The organism is Pseudomonas sp. AG1028, from assembly GCF_007993955.1.
GTDB classification, from domain to species: Bacteria; Pseudomonadota; Gammaproteobacteria; order Pseudomonadales; family Pseudomonadaceae; genus Aquipseudomonas; species Aquipseudomonas straminea.
In genome coordinates, this window is record NZ_VIVP01000002.1 from 1 (window position 1) to 15,816 (window position 15,816).

The 15,816-nt window shown below is 62.7% G+C and carries 13 protein-coding genes; 4 read left to right on the plus strand and 9 right to left on the minus strand.

All coding sequences use genetic code 11. The annotated features are described in order from the left end of the window. Window positions 1-1,334 (minus strand): retention module-containing protein (locus FB481_RS02975; RefSeq protein WP_178109824.1); only part of this gene is annotated, 1,334 nt, incomplete at its 3' end. 307 nt (window positions 1,335-1,641) lie between these two features. Here FB481_RS02975 and FB481_RS02980 point away from each other — a divergent pair. Genes FB481_RS02980 through FB481_RS02990 form a run of 3 tightly spaced genes read left to right on the plus strand, consistent with a single transcriptional unit; the run spans window position 1,642 to window position 6,546 of the window. Beyond that, the gene (locus FB481_RS02980) at window positions 1,642-2,994 is read left to right on the plus strand and encodes a TolC family outer membrane protein (RefSeq protein WP_093502544.1); all 1,353 of its coding nucleotides are present in this window, start codon (window positions 1,642-1,644) and stop codon (window positions 2,992-2,994) included. A 32-nt stretch (window positions 2,995-3,026) separates the two neighbouring features. Further along, window positions 3,027-5,183 (plus strand): type I secretion system permease/ATPase, encoded by a 2,157-nt coding sequence (locus FB481_RS02985; protein WP_093502478.1) that lies wholly within the window; start codon window positions 3,027-3,029, stop codon window positions 5,181-5,183. 58 nt (window positions 5,184-5,241) lie between these two features. Then, a complete protein-coding gene (locus FB481_RS02990; protein WP_093502542.1) occupies window positions 5,242-6,546 on the plus strand; it encodes an HlyD family type I secretion periplasmic adaptor subunit in 1,305 nt (434 codons plus the stop codon). 4 nt (window positions 6,547-6,550) lie between these two features. Here the strand turns inward: FB481_RS02990 and FB481_RS02995 are convergent, their stop codons facing one another. From FB481_RS02995 to FB481_RS03005, 3 genes are read right to left on the minus strand one after another with little or no spacing between them, the layout of a single operon-like run. After that, on the minus strand, window positions 6,551-7,651 hold the full coding sequence (locus tag FB481_RS02995) for an enoyl-CoA hydratase/isomerase family protein (RefSeq protein WP_093502476.1): 1,101 nt from the start codon (window positions 7,649-7,651) through the stop codon (window positions 6,551-6,553). Window positions 7,652-7,682: 31 nt separating this feature from the next. Beyond that, on the minus strand, window positions 7,683-8,501 hold the full coding sequence (locus tag FB481_RS03000) for an enoyl-CoA hydratase (RefSeq protein ID WP_093502474.1): 819 nt from the start codon (window positions 8,499-8,501) through the stop codon (window positions 7,683-7,685). Window positions 8,502-8,529: 28 nt separating this feature from the next. Beyond that, the gene (locus FB481_RS03005; protein WP_147175044.1) at window positions 8,530-9,777 is read right to left on the minus strand and encodes an ABC transporter substrate-binding protein; all 1,248 of its coding nucleotides are present in this window, start codon (window positions 9,775-9,777) and stop codon (window positions 8,530-8,532) included. 190 nt (window positions 9,778-9,967) lie between these two features. On the opposite strand from FB481_RS03005, the gene ung reads away from it, so the two are divergent. After that, a complete protein-coding gene (gene ung / locus FB481_RS03010; protein WP_093502470.1) occupies window positions 9,968-10,666 on the plus strand; it encodes a uracil-DNA glycosylase in 699 nt (232 codons plus the stop codon). Here the strand turns inward: ung and FB481_RS03015 are convergent, their stop codons facing one another. From FB481_RS03015 to FB481_RS03035, 5 genes are all read right to left on the minus strand, one after another. After that, window positions 10,667-11,521, minus strand: coding sequence for a DUF6279 family lipoprotein (locus FB481_RS03015; RefSeq protein ID WP_147175045.1), 855 nt, complete (start codon window positions 11,519-11,521; stop codon window positions 10,667-10,669). It lies immediately after the preceding gene. Window positions 11,522-11,631: 110 nt separating this feature from the next. After that, complete coding sequence (locus FB481_RS03020; RefSeq protein ID WP_147175046.1) at window positions 11,632-12,687, minus strand: AbrB family transcriptional regulator; 1,056 nt, start codon at window positions 12,685-12,687, stop codon at window positions 11,632-11,634. After that, on the minus strand, window positions 12,680-14,194 hold the full coding sequence (locus FB481_RS03025) for a tripartite tricarboxylate transporter permease (protein ID WP_093502464.1): 1,515 nt from the start codon (window positions 14,192-14,194) through the stop codon (window positions 12,680-12,682). Before FB481_RS03025 ends, FB481_RS03020 begins: the two co-directional genes overlap by 8 nt. A gap of 3 nt (window positions 14,195-14,197) precedes the next feature. Further along, window positions 14,198-14,653: a tripartite tricarboxylate transporter TctB family protein gene (locus tag FB481_RS03030; protein ID WP_093502462.1), complete on the minus strand. Its 456-nt coding sequence runs from the start codon at window positions 14,651-14,653 to the stop codon at window positions 14,198-14,200. An 85-nt stretch (window positions 14,654-14,738) separates the two neighbouring features. Continuing rightward, window positions 14,739-15,722: a tripartite tricarboxylate transporter substrate binding protein gene (locus FB481_RS03035; protein WP_093502461.1), complete on the minus strand. Its 984-nt coding sequence runs from the start codon at window positions 15,720-15,722 to the stop codon at window positions 14,739-14,741. Window positions 15,723-15,816: the final 94 nt, after the last annotated feature.

Consider the following 15,816-nt stretch of genomic DNA (forward strand, 5'->3'; position numbering starts at 1 on the left):
ACCGAGTACGGGCCTTCAGCGAGAGGCTGAGTCAGCTCGACGCTGTAGGTGCCACCCGCCAGAACCGGTGTGGTCACGGTAAAGGTGTTGGCACCTTGAGTGATGGTCAGCGTGACGGTGCTGCCCGCCGGCGCATCGGTAGTACCGACGATGGTCGGGGTGGTGTCGTTGGTGATGGCTGGAGCATCGACAGTGATCAGCGGAGCTGTGGTGTCGATAGCACCGGTGTCAGTGGCCGAGCCAGTGTTGCCGGCCGGATCAGTGACTTTTGCATCGACCGAGTACGGGCCTTCAGCAAGAGGCTGAGTCAGCTCGACGCTGTAGGTGCTGCCAGCCAGAACCGGTGTGGTGACGGTAAAGGTGTTGGCACCCTGAGTGATGGTCAGCGTCACGATGCTGCCGACCGGAGCATCGGTGGTGCCGACGATGGTCGGGGTGGTGTCGTTGGTGATGGCTGGAGCATCGACAGTGATCACGGGTGCAGTGGTGTCGACGCTATAAGGACGACTTGCCGTCGCAGTACCGACATTGCCCGCCGCGTCAGCACTGCTGATCGTTGCGCTGATACTGCTGAAACTGCCGAGGTCCGCGCTACTGACCGGAATGCTGAAACCGAGCGCTCCGTTGCCAAGTGCTATCACTGTCCCGCTGTAGAGGTTGCCACCCAGGTTTAGGGTAATCGAATCGCCAACTTTTGCCTCTCCGCCCACAGTGCCGGTGATGGTGACTGTTGCCGCGCCAAGCTCAGCGCTGTTGATCACGTCGTCGCCGGTGACCGGGTCGATGCCGATGGTCAAGACCGGAGGCGTTGTATCCGGTGTCGTCGTGCCCGTAGCGGCTGCGCCTGCCGTCGAGAAAATAGCGGGATCATTGTTTTCAATCAGATTGAAACCTGGCGTACCTAGACCGTTCGTCTGAAAGCCGATTGTCGGATCTACGCGCTGGGCTGTCTCACTGAGCATGACTGCGCTGTGACCGCCACCGGCAGCACCGCCGCCGCCACCTGCACCAGGGCCTGCCGCGGTGGGGTCAAGGTCGACAGTCGGGTCCATTCCCGCAGCCAGCGCCTGCTCGAATTCGCTGCCGGGCGCTTGGGTCGCGCTATCCGCCACTTCCTGGGTTTGTGGGTTACCCGCCTGCCATGAGGCGTTCGCACCGAGCTCTAGAGTCTCGCCATTCGCCATCTCCAGAGTCACGGAACCACCATCGGCCGTGGTGACCTGTTCTCCTGCGAAGATGCGATCTCCCTCAAATACCTGGCGCCGAATTCCGTCAACCGAGGTGACGAATACTTGGCCAATCAAGGACTTGATGACGGCGGCGAAATTACTCATAAACAGCTCCATGCGCGTGCGCGAGAGGTAAAACCTGTGAAATGTGTCTATACCGGTTTATAGCGGATGCTGCTGAAAATACGTCGTCATATAATTGGCGGAAATTTATTATTGCAAGCTAGCCGCCAGAGTATTGACCCTTCGGGTCCGATCATAAACAATCAGACTCGTTGATGTCACTTTGATATTTTCAGCTGTTTTGTCTTCCATGAGACTCTGAAGTTCAGGTGGCAATGATAGTCTTCGGCCGGTTGCTCAGCGACTTGATCTATACCGATAAAACATGTCGGCGTTTACAGGGAATTTACTGACCATGCGCTTCATTGCCACGCTTCCACTCGTCCTTGCCATTTCCGCCTCGGCTCAAGCGCAGACCTTGACCGAGGCGATGCAGAGTGCCCTGAGCGTGCACCCTGAAATCCAGTCCGGCATCAATGCACGGCTGGCGTCGGAAGAGGACATGAAAGCGGCGCGGGCGGGCTACCTGCCACGCGTCGACGTGCAGGCCGGTTATGGCCGTGAAGGTACGGAAAACAACAGCACTCGCGCGAGCAACGACCGCGGCTATCGCACACTCAACCGTTCGGAATCCAGCCTGAGCGTCCAGCAGATGCTGTTCGACGGTTTCGCGACTCGTAACGAGGTCGCGCGTCAACGCGCCACCGTCAACGCCCGCGCCTACGCACTGCTGGCCAACTCCGAACGCACCGCACTGGAAGTCGCCCAGGTCTACCTGGATGTACTGCAGCGCCAGGAGCTGGCGCGCCTGGCCGAAGAGAACCTGCGTAGCCACGAGCGTATCTACGATCAGATTTCCCTGCGCAGCGAACGCGGTGTGGGCCGTATGGCCGACCTGGATCAGGCCGAGGCGCGCCTGGCCCAGGCACGCAACAACCTGTTGACCGAGCAGACCAACCTAGCTGATGCCCAGGTTACCTTCCTGAGTGTGGTAGGCCGCGAGCCGGCCGACCTGAGCATGCCGGACAGCATGGGCGTACACCTGCCCGAGAGCCTTACGGCTGCCCGTGATGAACTGCTGGCCAACAACCCCAACATCAGTTCGGCCGAAGCTGACGTCAAGGCGACCGAGGCGCAGTACGCCGCGGCGAAGAGTACTTACTATCCACGTTTCGATGCAGAAGTGTCCACAGGCCTGAATAACAACGTCGATGGTGTGGAGGGTGAGAACAAGGAATGGCAGGCCATGCTGCGCATGCGCTACAACCTATACGCAGGTGGCAGCGACAGCGCCAACGTGCGCTCCAAGGCTTACCTGAGCAACCAGGCCATGGACATTCGCAACAACGCGTTGCGCGTGCTCAACGAAGAAGTCGGCCTGGCCTGGAATGCGCTGCAGAACGCCCGTGCGCAATTGCCGATCGCCCAGCAGTACGTCGACCACAGTTCACGTGTGCGTGATTCCTACCAGAAGCAGTTCGGCCTCGGCGAGCGCACCTTGCTGGATCTGCTGGACAGTGAAAACGAGTACTTCACTGCCGCCCGACGTCTGCAGGAAGTGCGCTTCACTGAGCTGTTCACCCATTACCGCATCAAGGCGACCACCGGCACGCTGCTCAAGAGCCAGGGAATCGCCGCGCCGATGGCCTCCGTGCCGCTGGATACCGTGAAGACTAATGTGCAACTGCCCAACATGAACTAGAGTTCGGTTTTTTAGGTAAGGGTAAATGTGCAGTGGCAGTAGAACCGGATCCATCCCAGCCCCGTAATGATCCACGTGACCGTTACGACGACCCTCTGCTGGATAGTTTGCTGTCGTTGTGCAGTCTGCATCAGAAGTCCGTCAGCCGAGCCATGCTCACCGCCGGGCTGCCGCTGCCCAAGCAGCGTCTGAGTGCCGAATTGCTGCCGCGGGCAGCCGCTCGCGCCGGTCTGCAAGGGCGCTGGCTGCGCCGCAATCTGGAAAAGATCCCCGAACTGGCTTTGCCTGCGCTATTGCTGTTACGTGATGGGCGCAGCGCCTTGTTGCTTGGCTGGGAGGCCGGTGGGCAGGCGCGCATCATGCCCAGCGAAACCGAAGGCGGCGAGGTGCGGGTTAGCATCGAGACCCTGGCCGAGGATTACAGCGGCCGGGTGTTCTTCGCCCAGCCCCAGCACAAATTCGATTTCACCCGCGGCGAACTGGTCCCCCGGGCCAGTTCCTGGTTCCGTGACACCCTCAAACGCTCGCGCTGGCTGTATGTCGATGCCGTCGCGGCGAGTCTGCTGATCAACCTGATCGGTCTGGTCACGCCGCTATTCGTGATGAACGTCTACGATCGCGTGGTCCCCAACCAGGCTGAGGCCACGCTCTGGGTGCTGGCCATCGGCATCAGCGGGGTGTTCATCTTCGATCTGCTGCTGAAAACATTGCGCGGTCTTTGCCTAGATCTGGCAGGCAAGAAGACCGACATGATCATTTCGGCCACCCTGTTCGAGCGCATCGTCGGCATGGCGATGAAGCATCGCCCGGCACGCGTTGGCAGCTTCGCCCAGAACATCCATGAGTTTCAGAGCCTGCGCGACTTCCTCGCCTCGCTGACGCTGGCCAGCGTCATCGACCTGCCGTTCACCATCCTGATTCTGGCGGTCATCGCCTACCTGGGCGGGCATCTGGTGTGGATTCCCATCCTGGCCTTCCCGCTGGTCGCGCTGATCGGCTGGGCGCTGCAGAAACCCCTGGCCAAGACCATGGAACGCAGCATGGCTCTGGCGTCCGAGCGCCAGTCCGGGCTGATCGAGAGCCTGGCTGGGTTGGATGCGGTCAAGGTCAACAATGCGGAAAGCGAGCGCCAGTACATCTGGGAGCAGACCATCGGCACCCTGGGCCGCTTCGAGCTCAAAGCACGCATGCTGTCGAGTCTGGCGATGAACTCGACGCTGCTGCTGCAGCAGCTCGCCGGTGTGGTGATCATCGTGCTGGGTGTGTACCAGATCATCGCCGGTAACCTGAGCATGGGCGGCCTGATTGCCTGTTATATGCTCAGCTCCCGGGCGCTGGGCCCGCTGGCGCAGGTATCCGGTTTGCTGATCCGCTATCAGCAGGCGCGTGTGACCCTGGATTCGGTCAACCAGATGATGGAGTTGCCCCAGGAACGCCAGGCCGACGAACGCCCGCTCAAGCGCCAGACGCTGCAGGGCGGTATCGAATTCCGTCAGCTGGACTTCCACTACCCGGACCAGCAGCAGGCAGCGCTGCAAAGTATCAACATGGTGATCCGCCCTGGCGAGAAGGTCGGCATCATCGGCCGTAGCGGCTCGGGCAAAAGCTCGTTGGCCAAGCTGATCGTCGGGCTCTATCAGGCCGACGCCGGCAGCCTCCTGGTCGACGGTATCGACGTGCGTCAGCTGGATGTCAGCGACGTACGCTACAACATCGGCTATGTGCCCCAGGATATTCAGCTGTTCGCCGGCACCCTGCGCGACAATCTGTTGTCGGGCGCGCGCTATGTCGAAGACGAACTGGTGCTGCAGGCCGCCGAGCTGGCCGGTGTGCACGAGTTCGCCCGGCTGCACCCCAATGGCTACGAACTGCAGGTGGGTGAGCGAGGCCAGAATCTGTCCGGCGGTCAGCGCCAGAACGTGGCCCTGGCCCGTGCGCTGTTGCTTGACCCTCCGATCCTGCTGCTCGACGAGCCCACCAGTGCGATGGACAACACCGGTGAGGAGCGCCTCAAGCAGCGCCTGGCTGCCATCAGCAAGAACAAGACGCTGTTGCTGGTTACCCACCGCGCTTCGATGTTGAGCCTGGTGGAACGCCTGGTTATCGTCGACCGGGGCCGGATCATTGCCGATGGCCCGAAAGAGAGCGTCATGGAGGCGTTGAAGAAGGGGCAGATCAGTGTCAGTTAAGGATTCCTTCCAGCGTTTCTATCGCGCTGCCGCCTCGTATTTCGGCCCCCGTGACGAAGTGGGCGACGAGCCGCTGCCCGAGGTGCGCAAGGCGCTCATCGAGGATGCGCCACGGGTCATGCGCCTCACGCTCTGGGGCATCATCGCCTTCGTAGTGTTCTGTCTGTTGTGGGCCAACTTCGCCGAGGTCGATGAAGTGACCCGCGGTGATGGCAAAGCCATTCCGTCCTCGCGGGTGCAGAAGATTCAGAATCTGGAAGGCGGTATCGTTTCCGAATTGTTCGTCAATGAAGGGCAGGTGGTCGAGGCGGGTACGCCATTGCTGCGCCTGGATGACACGCGCTTTGCGTCGAACGTGGGCGAGACCGAGGCTGATCGCCTGTCTCTGGCCATGCGTGTCGAACGCCTGAGCGCCGAGGTGGAAGGGCGCGAGCTTGCCATTCCCGAGGATATCGCTGCCAAAGCGCCGGGCCTGGCGCAAAGCGAACGGGCCTTGTTTCTCAGCCGTCAGCAGCAGCTGCAGGACGAAATTGCCGGGCTGCAGGAGCAGCTGACCCAGCGTCGCCAGGAAGTGCGTGAGTACGCATCCAAGCAGGGCCAGTTCCGCAATAGTCTGGAACTGCTGCGCCAGGAAATTCGCATGTCCGAGCCGCTGGTGGCCGAAGGCGCCGTATCGCCGGTCGAGGTGCTGCGCCTCAAGCGTGCCGAGGTGGAGGCCCGCGGTCAGCTGGAGGCCACCGGACTGGCCATCCCGCGTGCCGAGGCAGCGATCAAGGAAGTGGAGCGCAAGATCGACGAGACCCGCGGGCGCTTTCGCAGCGAGGCGCTGACTCAGTTGAATGAAGCGCGTACCGACCTAAGCAAGATCGAATCCACCGGTAAGGCGCTCGAAGATCGGGTCAACCGCACCATGGTCACTTCGCCGGTGCGCGGTATCGTCAAGCAACTGCTGGTCAATACCATCGGCGGGGTGATCCAGCCGGGTAGCGACATGGTGGAGATCGTACCCATCGATGACACCATTCTGGTCGAGGCGCGCATTCGTCCGCAGGACATCGCCTTCCTGCACCCGGGTCAGGAAGCGGTGGTCAAGTTCACCGCCTACGACTACACGATTTACGGCGGCCTGAAAGCCAAGCTTGAGCAGATCGGCGCCGACACCGTGACCGACGAAGAAGGCAACAGCTTCTATGTGATCAAGCTGCGCACCGAGAAAAGCCACCTCGGCACCGAGGAGCACCCGCTGCTGATCATTCCCGGGATGGTCACTTCGGTGGATATCATCACTGGCAAGAAGAGCGTGCTCAGTTACCTGCTCAAGCCGATCATTCGCGCTCGCGCCGAGGCGCTGCGCGAGCGCTGATCGGTCAGGCCAGATCAGCCAAGGGGTGATCGTCGAGCGTTGCGAAATGTGCGGCGATCACCTGATCCGGCACTTGGTTCACGTCCGGCCAATGCCAGTGCGGGGCGTGATCCTTGTCGATCAGCCGGGCACGCACGCCCTCGGCGAACTCCGGGTGGCGGCAGCAGCTAAGGCTCATGCCGTATTCCATCTGAAAAACCTGCGCCAATGACAGGTGCCGCGCGCGTCTGATCTGTTCCCACACCAAGTGACCGGTCAACGGGCTGCCGCCGAGCAGGGTCTTGGCCGCTTTGGCCAGCAGGGTGTCTTCGTCGTTCTCCAGGCTGGCCAGGGCCTGCCAGCTCAGCGGCAGGGTGGCCTGATCGAGCAACGCGTCGAGTCGCTCGCGGCGCGGCAACCACTGTGCAGCGGGTAGCTCGCCGCGGGCCTGCTGTTCCAGCGCCTTGAGCAGGCTGTGCAGTTGCAGATCCGGCTGGTCGCGCCAGTTCAGCTGTATCAGCCCGTCGATCAGCGCGTCCTGCTGGGTGTCGAGCAGGAAGCGATCGGCCAGGTTCAAATCCAGGGCATCACGGGCGTTCAACGGGCTGGCGGTCAGCCCGAAGAACAGCCCCAGCTTGCCCGGCAGGCGCGACAGGAAGTGGCTGCCGCCCACATCCGGAAACAGACCGATGCTGATCTCGGGCATGGCCAGGCGGCTGCTCTGCGTGACGATGCGAATTCCCGCGCCCTGCAGCAAGCCCATACCGCCGCCCAGCACGTGGCCATGGGCCCAGCAGATCAGCGGCTTGGGGTAAGTGTGCAGGTAGTGATCGAGGCGATATTCGCGGGCAAAGAAGCGCCCGGCAAGCCCGGGCGCTTCGCCGGGGCTGGCCAGACACTTCTTGGCCAGTTGCACCACATCGCCGCCGGCGCAGAACGCCTTGCTGCCGTTGCCGCGCAGCAGCACGCAGGCGACATCGGCGTCTTCAGCCCAGGCGCGCAGGCGATCCTGCAGGGCGTCGATCATCGGCAGCGACAGGGCATTGAGGCTCGCTGGCGCGTCCAGGCTGGCGATACCGATGCGATAGCCGTGCAGGCTGGCCCGTTCTTCAAAGGTGACATTCATGTGCAGTTCCAAAGGCAGGTGCCGGTAAGGATCACTGGTTGCGCCAGTGGGCCGTACGTTTTTCCAGGAAGGCGTTGACCCCTTCGCGCGTATCGGCGGCGTCGAACAGGTCGACGAAACGCTCGCGCTCTGCAGGCAGCCAGGTGGACGGGGTGCGTTCGCGGGCGCCCTGGATCAGCGGCTTGATGGCGCGTACTGCCACCGGGCTCTGGTTGGCGACCTTGGCGGCCAGTAGCAGCGCGTGGCCACGTGCTTCGCCGCTATCGACCACCTGCTCCACCAGGCCGATGCGCAGTGCGGTGTCGGCATCGACCCGTTCACCGCAGAGAATCATGCGCTTGGCCCAGCCTTCGCCGACCAGCCAGGGCAGGTTCTGGGTGCCACCGGCGCAGGGCAGCAGACCCACGCTGGCTTCCGGCAGGGCCATCAAGGCCTGGCGTTCGGCGATGCGGATGTCGCAGGCCAGGGCGCATTCCAGGCCGCCGCCCATGGCGTAGCCGTTGATGGCGGCGATGGATACACCGCGAAAGGCGCTGAGCCGCTCGAAGGCCTCGCCAAAGCGGCTGGCCATTTCCCGGGCGCGAGCCTTGTCGCCGTCGGCGAACAGTTTGAGATCCGCGCCGGCAGAGAAGAACTTGCCGCCCTGGCCGGTGATCACCAGGGCGTAGATGTCGTCGTCACGGTCCAGGTGGTCGATCAGCTGTTTGAGGCCGATCAGCGATTCCCGGTCCCAGGTGTTGGCCGGTGGATTGTTGATGGTGATCAGCGCGGTGTGCCCGTGCTTTTCCACGGTGAGCTTGTGGGTCAGATCGAAGATCCCGGGTTTGTAGGGTTCCAGTGCCGTACTCATGGGCTGTCCTCTTCAGCTGTGGTGTCTTTTACTGTAGCGCCAAAGGCTGCCCCGCGTTGCGCCGCTCGGCCTGCCAGGTGGCCAGGTCGGGCAGGGCGGTGCTGCCATCCAGGCGTTCGACGATCTCGAAATAATCCTGCTTGAGTGGGTCCTTGAGTACCTCGGCGCGCGGTTTCACCTTCACGGCGTAGACCGTCTGCAGATTCTGGTGATCGAAGCTGCGCCATTGCTGGCGATCCTTGAGCAGGGTGTAGCTGTGGCCTTCGAGCGCCTTGATCAGCGCTTCGCTGTCCAGGCTGTTAGCTCGTTTGGTCGCATCCGCCCATTGCTGGACGATGCTGTAGGCCGAGGCGGCGGAGCTGGAGGGGTACATGGCGTAGCGTTCGCTGTAGGTCTTGACGAAGGCCTTGCCGGCTTCCGAGTTTTCCAGTTCGGGCACGCGCCAAGTCCAGGGTTCGGTGCCGACCACGCCTTCCATCAGACCAGGACCGGCCTGTTCGATGATGCTCTGGGTCAGGTTGGGTGCGACGATCTGCATGCGCGAAGTGAGGCCCAGGTCCTTGGCGATGCGCATCGCCCGCACCAGGTCCTCACCGAACAGCACCAGGGCCAATACGTCGGCATCGCTGGCGGCGGCCTGGGTCAGGGCGTTGTGGTAGTCGGCCAGGCTTGCGCCGGGGAACGGTACCTTGAGGCCGGCGTGCTGGGCGGCGTCCTGGGTATTGGTGGTCTGGCGCAGCGAACTCTCGGTGGTATGGCCCCAGGTGTAGTCGGCCGTGACGTAGAAATAGCGTTTACCCGGCAACTGTTTGTTGAGGTACTGGCCCAGAACCTGGGCGCTCATCCACGCGTTGTTGCACTCGCGGAACATGTGCCGGTGGCCATCCTTGCCAGTGGTGTCGTTGGAGTAGGTGAGGGTGCCGAAGTACAGCAGGTCGAACTGCGCCGCACGCTTGCCAGCGGCGATGGCCACTGCGCTGGAGGCGCCGCCGAACAGCATGGCTGCACCTTCCTTGGCCAGCTTTTCGACGTTGTGCACTGCTTTGTCCGGCTTCGAGGCGTCGTCCAGGCTGGACAGGCGTAGGCTGCGGCCCAGCACGCCGCCCTGGGCGTTGATTTCATCGATGGCGAGCAGGGCGCCGCGCATCTGCGCCAGGCCTTCTTCCTTGTAGCTGCCGGTGCGCGGGTAGCTGAGGCCCAGGGTGATGGGATCGGCGGCTTGTACATAGGCGCTGGCGGCCGTGCACAGGGCGAGAAACGCGAAGATTCGCTTCATGGTGCAGTCCTTGTTTTTATTATTCGGTTGGCCGCTCCGTTTTACGCTTTTCTAAGCGGTTGGTGTGATTCACTTTTGGTCTAAGAAGGCGGCGCTGCCAACCATTTCGCATAATCCCCATCAGCCGCTGCCTTGACTTGATAGGGGCGCTTCTCTAGCGTGCCGACTTCACTGATTACCGGGAGCAGGCATGTCCGCCGCAGACAAGGTCAAGCTGGAGGCCAGCTGGAAGCAGGCGCTTCACGACGAGTTCGACAAGCCCTACATGATCGCCCTGGGCGATTTCCTGCGTCAGGAAAAGGCCGCCGGCAAGGAAATCTATCCGCCGGGTCCGCTGATCTTCAATGCCCTGGATTCCACGCCGCTGGATCAGGTCAAGGTCGTGATCATCGGTCAGGATCCTTACCACGGCCCCGGCCAGGCCCACGGCCTATGTTTCTCGGTGCAGCCGGGCGTGGCGACGCCGCCGTCGCTGGTGAATATCTATAAAGAACTCAAACGCGACCTGAATATCGACATTCCCGACCACGGTTACCTGCAGTCCTGGGCGGAGCAGGGCGTGCTGCTGCTCAACACCTCGCTCACCGTCGAGCGCGCCAACGCCGGCTCCCACGCCGCCAAGGGTTGGCAGCCGTTCACCGATCGGATCATCTCGGTGGTCAGCGAGCAACGCCCGCATCTGGTGTTCTTGCTGTGGGGCGCCCATGCGCAGAGCAAGGAGCGCCTGATCGACACCAGCAAGCACCTGGTGCTGCGCTCGCCGCACCCTTCGCCGCTGTCGGCGCATCGGGGCTTTATCGGCAACGGTCATTTCAGCCGCACCAACAAGTTCCTCGAGCAGAACGGGCTGCCGCCCATCGACTGGCGTCTACCACCAGTTCAGAGCTGATCAGCCGGTACAGATCTCTGCGGCCAGGTCGGTGCGTATAGAAGCCAGGCGCTGGTTTACCCGATCTCGCTGGCTGTCGTCGGCTGCAGCCAGCAGATCGCTGAGCAGTGTGGCCATGGCCTGGCGCGACTGTTCGTAGGCCTGGGTGGTCTGCTCGTCATGGCTGCCACGGCGGTTCTCCAGCACATCGCTCATGCGCTGAGCGAAATCCGGAGCGTTGCGGTCATCCAGCACGCGGCGAAACTCGCCCTGCCAGCGTGCGCGGTTCTCCATCCATAGCTGGTTCTGATCGCGGCGCTCGCTGGCCCACTGGGTGACGCGCGCCCGCTGCGCCTCGTTGAGGCTGCCGAACCAGGGTTTCAGGCGTTTTTCCAGACGTTCGGCGCGCTCGCGGATCTGGGTTTCCAGCGGCGGTTCGAGAAACTTCTGACGGTCTTCGTGATTGTCCTTTTCCATACGGGCGTAGAGCCGGTCGACCTGTTTGTGGCGCAGGTTGGCAAGCAGGGCGACGGTCGTCGGGGTGGTTTGCTGGACGATGGCGTTGAAGGCCTGCTCGGCCTCGAGCATCTGCGCTTCCAGTTGCCGGGCACTGGGCTCTGGCGTCTGGACCAGCTGCTCGGTGCGTTGCAGCCAGTCCACGTAGCGTGGCAATTCGCTGCTGCAGTGCCAGGCCAGGTGTTCCTGTAGTCTGGGCTTGAACCAGGCCTTCTGCTGCGAATCGAGATCCAGATACTGATTCACCCGCCAGGAAACCACCCAGTCCAGGTTGCGGTAGGCCATACCGGCCTTGCCGCAGGCGCTGAGCAACAGGCCGAGTGATAGCAGCAGACACAGGCTTTTCAGATAACCGGACATGTCGCCTCCTTTTGGTACGCGCGCCTGGGGAGAGTACGCCAGCCATATCGACCGCAGGTGCACGGACATATCCGCTAAAAAAAGCCCGACGCAGAGTCGGGCTTGAGAGCTCAGGGCAGTGGCGCGTGCCGTTGCCACAGGCGGAACAGAGGCTCGGCTAGAAACATCACCAGAAACAGGCGCAGCGCCTGCAACGCGGTGACCAGAGCCACCGATAACTGCAGGGCTTCTGCGGTCAGGCACAGTTCGGTGATGCCGCCGGGCATCATGCCTAGCATCAGCGAGACTGAGTCGATACCGCTCAGCCAGCCGATGGCCGAGCCGAGCCCGACCGTCGCCATCATGGCCAGCAAGGTAAATAGCACCACGCGTGCCAGAAAGCTTGGTGCGCTCCGAAAGAATGCCCGGTCGAAATGACAACCCAGGGCGCAGCCGATTAGCCATTGCCCGGCCTGGCCGAGCCAGCCGGGCATGCCGATATGCAGGTCGAAGGTCACGCTAGCCGCGGCGCACAGCGTCAACGGGCCAAGCATCCACGGGTTGGGTTGCCTGAGTCGCCGCCACAGCAGAGCCAGCAAGGCACCGGCTGGCAGTAAAATTGCCAGCCAGAACCAGTCCGCCGGCATCGACGGCGCGGGATCAACGGGCGGTAAACCCCAGGTGAACAACGCGGGAATCAGCAGGATAACCATCAGCAGCCGCACGCTGTGCGCGGCGGCGATGCGTGCCGGTTGGGCGCCGTGGCGCCTGGACAGATTGACCATCTCGCTGGCCCCGCCCGGCATGCTGGCGAAGAACGCGGTGGCGCGATCCACACCGGCGCGGCGCAGGCCGGCGATGCCGATGGCGCTGAGTGCCAGGGTGGCGAAGGCGCCGAACAGAATGATGGTCAGGTTGCCAAGCACCTGCTCGAGCACTTCGCTGGTGAAATGCAGGCCGATGCCAGCGGCCACCAGCCACTGGCCGACCTGACGGCCGCCAGGCATTTCCTGACTGAGCACGCCGCTGCAGCGCAGCAGGATGACTGCCAGCAGGGAGCCGATCACCCAAGGCAAAGGCCAGCCGATAAGGCTGGCCAGGTAACCACCCACTGCGCCAACCAGTGGCGTGAGCCACCAGTTGCGTAGGTGTTTGGGGTTGCCTTGCGGGTTGCCGCTATCAGGCATTGGCCGCTTCGGCTTTACGCAGGCTGCGCTTGCGCCAGGTGCGATAGAAGGGAAGGGCGATCATTGCCACGATCAAGGCCCAGACGCCCCAGGTGATCGGGCTAGAGAACAGGATGCTCAGCTCACCATTGGAGATCGACAGTGCGCGGCGCAGGTTCTGCTCCATCAGCCCACCGAGGATGAAGCCCAGCAGAATCGCCGACAACGGGAAGTCCATCTTACGCAGGATGTAACCCGCGACACCGATACCGATCATCAGGTACAGGTCGAACGCGGTGGCGTGCACGGCGTAGACGCCAATGGACGTGATGATGGCAATGGCCGGCACCAATGCCCAGTAAGGCACGGCGAGGATCTTGGTAAAGATCTTGATCATCGGCACGTTCATCACGATGAGCATGATGTTGGCCACGAACAGCGAGGCGATCAGGCCCCAGACGATATCTGGCTGGTCACGGAACAGCAGCGGGCCCGGGGTGATGTTGTACAGCGTCAGGGCGCCGAGCATCACTGCGGTGGTGCCGGAGCCGGGAACGCCGAGGGTCAGCATGGGCACCATGGAACCGCAGGCCGAGGCGCTGTTGGCAGTTTCCGGCGCAGCCAGGCCGCGCAGGTCACCTTCACCGAACTTGTTGTCCTTGGTGGCCAGGCGCTTTTCGCTCATGTACGCCACGGCGCTTGCCAGGGTCGCACCGGCGCCCGGCAGGATGCCGAGGCCGAAGCCGACCGCGCCGCTGCGCAGGTTGGTGGCCAGCACCGACAGGCCTTCCTTCAGGTTGAACAGCATGCGGCCTTTGGCTTCGATGGCCTTCTGGCCGTGGTGCGTACGCTCCAGCAACACCAGGATCTCGCTGACCGAGAACAGGCCGAGTACCAGCACGACGAACTGGATGCCGTCGGCCAGGCCCAGGCTGCCAAAGGTGAAGCGGTACACGCCACTGTTGGAGTCGATGCCGACACACGACAGGAACAAGCCAATACAGGCCGCGATGGCGGTCTTCATTGGTTTGTTGCCGGCCATGCCTGCCAGACAGACGATGGCGAACACCATCAGCACGAAGTATTCGGCCGGGCCGAAGGCCACCGCCCATTTGGCCAGTAGCGGAGCGAAGATCACCACACCACAGGTCGCCATCAGGCCGCCGACGAACGAGCTCCAGGCGGAGATCGACAGGGCCACACCGGCCTTGCCCTGACGGGCCAGCGGGTAGCCGTCCAGGGTGGTCATCACGGCCGAGGCTTCGCCCGGGATGTTCAGCAGAATCGACGAGATACGACCGCCGTATTCGCAGCCCAGGTAAACGGCGGCGAGCAGGATCAGCGCGGTTTCCGGCGGCAGGCCGAGGGCGAAGGCGATGGGGATCAGCAGCGCCACGCCGTTGATCGGGCCCAGGCCCGGCAGCAGGCCGACGATGGTGCCGATCAGGGTGCCGCACAGGGCGGTGAACAGGTTGTAGGGGCTCAGGGCAACGCCGAAGCCCTGACCCAGGTAGCTAAAAGTTTCCACGGATCAGATCTCCAGGGAGGACAGGATGCCAAGCGGCAACGGTACATCGAGGATTTTGTCGAACAGCACGTACAGACCGATGGCCAGCACAACGCCGGAAATCAAGCTGGCCAACCAGGTGCCTTCGTACAGTCGGGCCATGGCGATACCGAAGATCAGGCTGGCCGGCACGAAACCCAGAGGCTCGAACAGCGCGGCGTAGATGGTGAGGATCACCACGCAGCCGACCACCTTGCTGAGTACGTGACGGTCCAGCGGCGGCTCGTCGCTGTGCGAGGCGGTGCTCGGCTTCTTGATCAGCAGGTAGATGGCGCCCAGACCCATGAGGATCAGCAGCAGCATCGGGTAGGCACGCGGGCCCACTGGCTCATAGGAGAAGGGCGCGTGATAGCCCCAGGCAACGACGCCTAGCCCGACACAGGCGAGCAGCAGGACGACGCCGAAAATGCGTTGTGACATTGAGGAAGTCCTCATTCGAGCATGGCAAAAGGCAGCCCCTGGGCACTGCCCAGAGGATGACGGTTTACAGGAAATTGAGCGGGCGTTACTGCTGGATCAGGCCGAATTCCTGGGCCAGTTCCTTGTACTGCGCGACTTGCTTCTTGACGTAAGCGTCCAGCTCGTCACCGGTCATGGCGAACGGGTACAGCTCGCGGCTTTCACGCAGTTTGGCGAAGTCTTCGGAGGCCAGCAGTTGGTCGAAGGAGTTCTTCCACCAGGTGTAGGCTTCGTCGCTGACTTTCGGGCCAACGTAGAAACCGCGGATTACCGGCCATACCACGTCATAGCCCTGTTCCTTGGCGGTGGGGATTTCCGCTACGTTGGCACCTGGCAGACGCTCTTCGGAGAACACGGCGAGGATGCGCATGTCGCCGCTTTCGATGTGCGGAACGGAGTCGGAGATGTCGGTACTGGCGACCTGGATGTGGCCGCCGAGCAGTGCGGTAGCCAGCTCGCCGCCGCCTTCCATCGCCACGTAGCGCAGTTCGCGCGGATCGATACCGGCAGCGCGGGCGATCAGTGCGGTCTGCATCCAGTCCTGGCTGCCGACGGTGCCGCCGGAGCCGATCACCACTTTGCCCGGGTTTTCCTTGAGGGCCTTGACCAGGTCATCGAGGGTCTTGAACGGCGAATCCTTGCGTACTGCCAGGGCGCCGTAGCTGGTGCCGACGCCGGCCAGCCACTTCACGGCGTTCTCGTCGAAACGGCCGAATTTGCCCTGGGCGAGGTTGAGCAACGAGCCGCTGGAGAAGGCGGTGATGGTGCCGGCTTCGGACGGGCGCTGGGCGACTACCGCGTTATAGGCTACCGCACCAACGCCGCCAGGCATGTAGGTCACGCGCATCGGCGACTTGAGCAGCTTGCTTTCCACCAATGCGCTCTGCGCCAGTTTACAGGTCAGGTCGAAGCCGCCGCCGGGCGCTGCCGGCGCGATGCACTCGGGGCGGCGCGGCTCATCGGCAAGGGCCTGACCGGCCAACATCAGGCAGGAAGCGGTCAGCAAAAGGGTACGCATGGATGTCTTCATCGGGTCTTCTCCATTGGAGTCTTTATTGTTAACAGCGATGCACCTGCCATCGCAGGGGGCGATACGAGTGCGCTACGCACAGCGGCGCGAGCCC

Coding starts and splice junctions, on each gene's coding strand:
- FB481_RS02995 (WP_093502476.1), bottom strand. CDS start 7,651: ATGAATGTCACCTTTGAAGAACGGGCCAGCCTGCACGGCTATCGCATC.
- FB481_RS03000 (WP_093502474.1), bottom strand. CDS start 8,501: ATGAGTACGGCACTGGAACCCTACAAACCCGGGATCTTCGATCTGACC.
- FB481_RS03020 (WP_147175046.1), bottom strand. CDS start 12,687: ATGCCTGATAGCGGCAACCCGCAAGGCAACCCCAAACACCTACGCAAC.
- FB481_RS03035 (WP_093502461.1), bottom strand. CDS start 15,722: ATGAAGACATCCATGCGTACCCTTTTGCTGACCGCTTCCTGCCTGATG.
- FB481_RS03005 (WP_147175044.1), bottom strand. CDS start 9,777: ATGAAGCGAATCTTCGCGTTTCTCGCCCTGTGCACGGCCGCCAGCGCC.
- FB481_RS03030 (WP_093502462.1), bottom strand. CDS start 14,653: ATGTCACAACGCATTTTCGGCGTCGTCCTGCTGCTCGCCTGTGTCGGG.
- ung (WP_093502470.1), top strand. CDS start 9,968: ATGTCCGCCGCAGACAAGGTCAAGCTGGAGGCCAGCTGGAAGCAGGCG.
- FB481_RS03015 (WP_147175045.1), bottom strand. CDS start 11,521: ATGTCCGGTTATCTGAAAAGCCTGTGTCTGCTGCTATCACTCGGCCTG.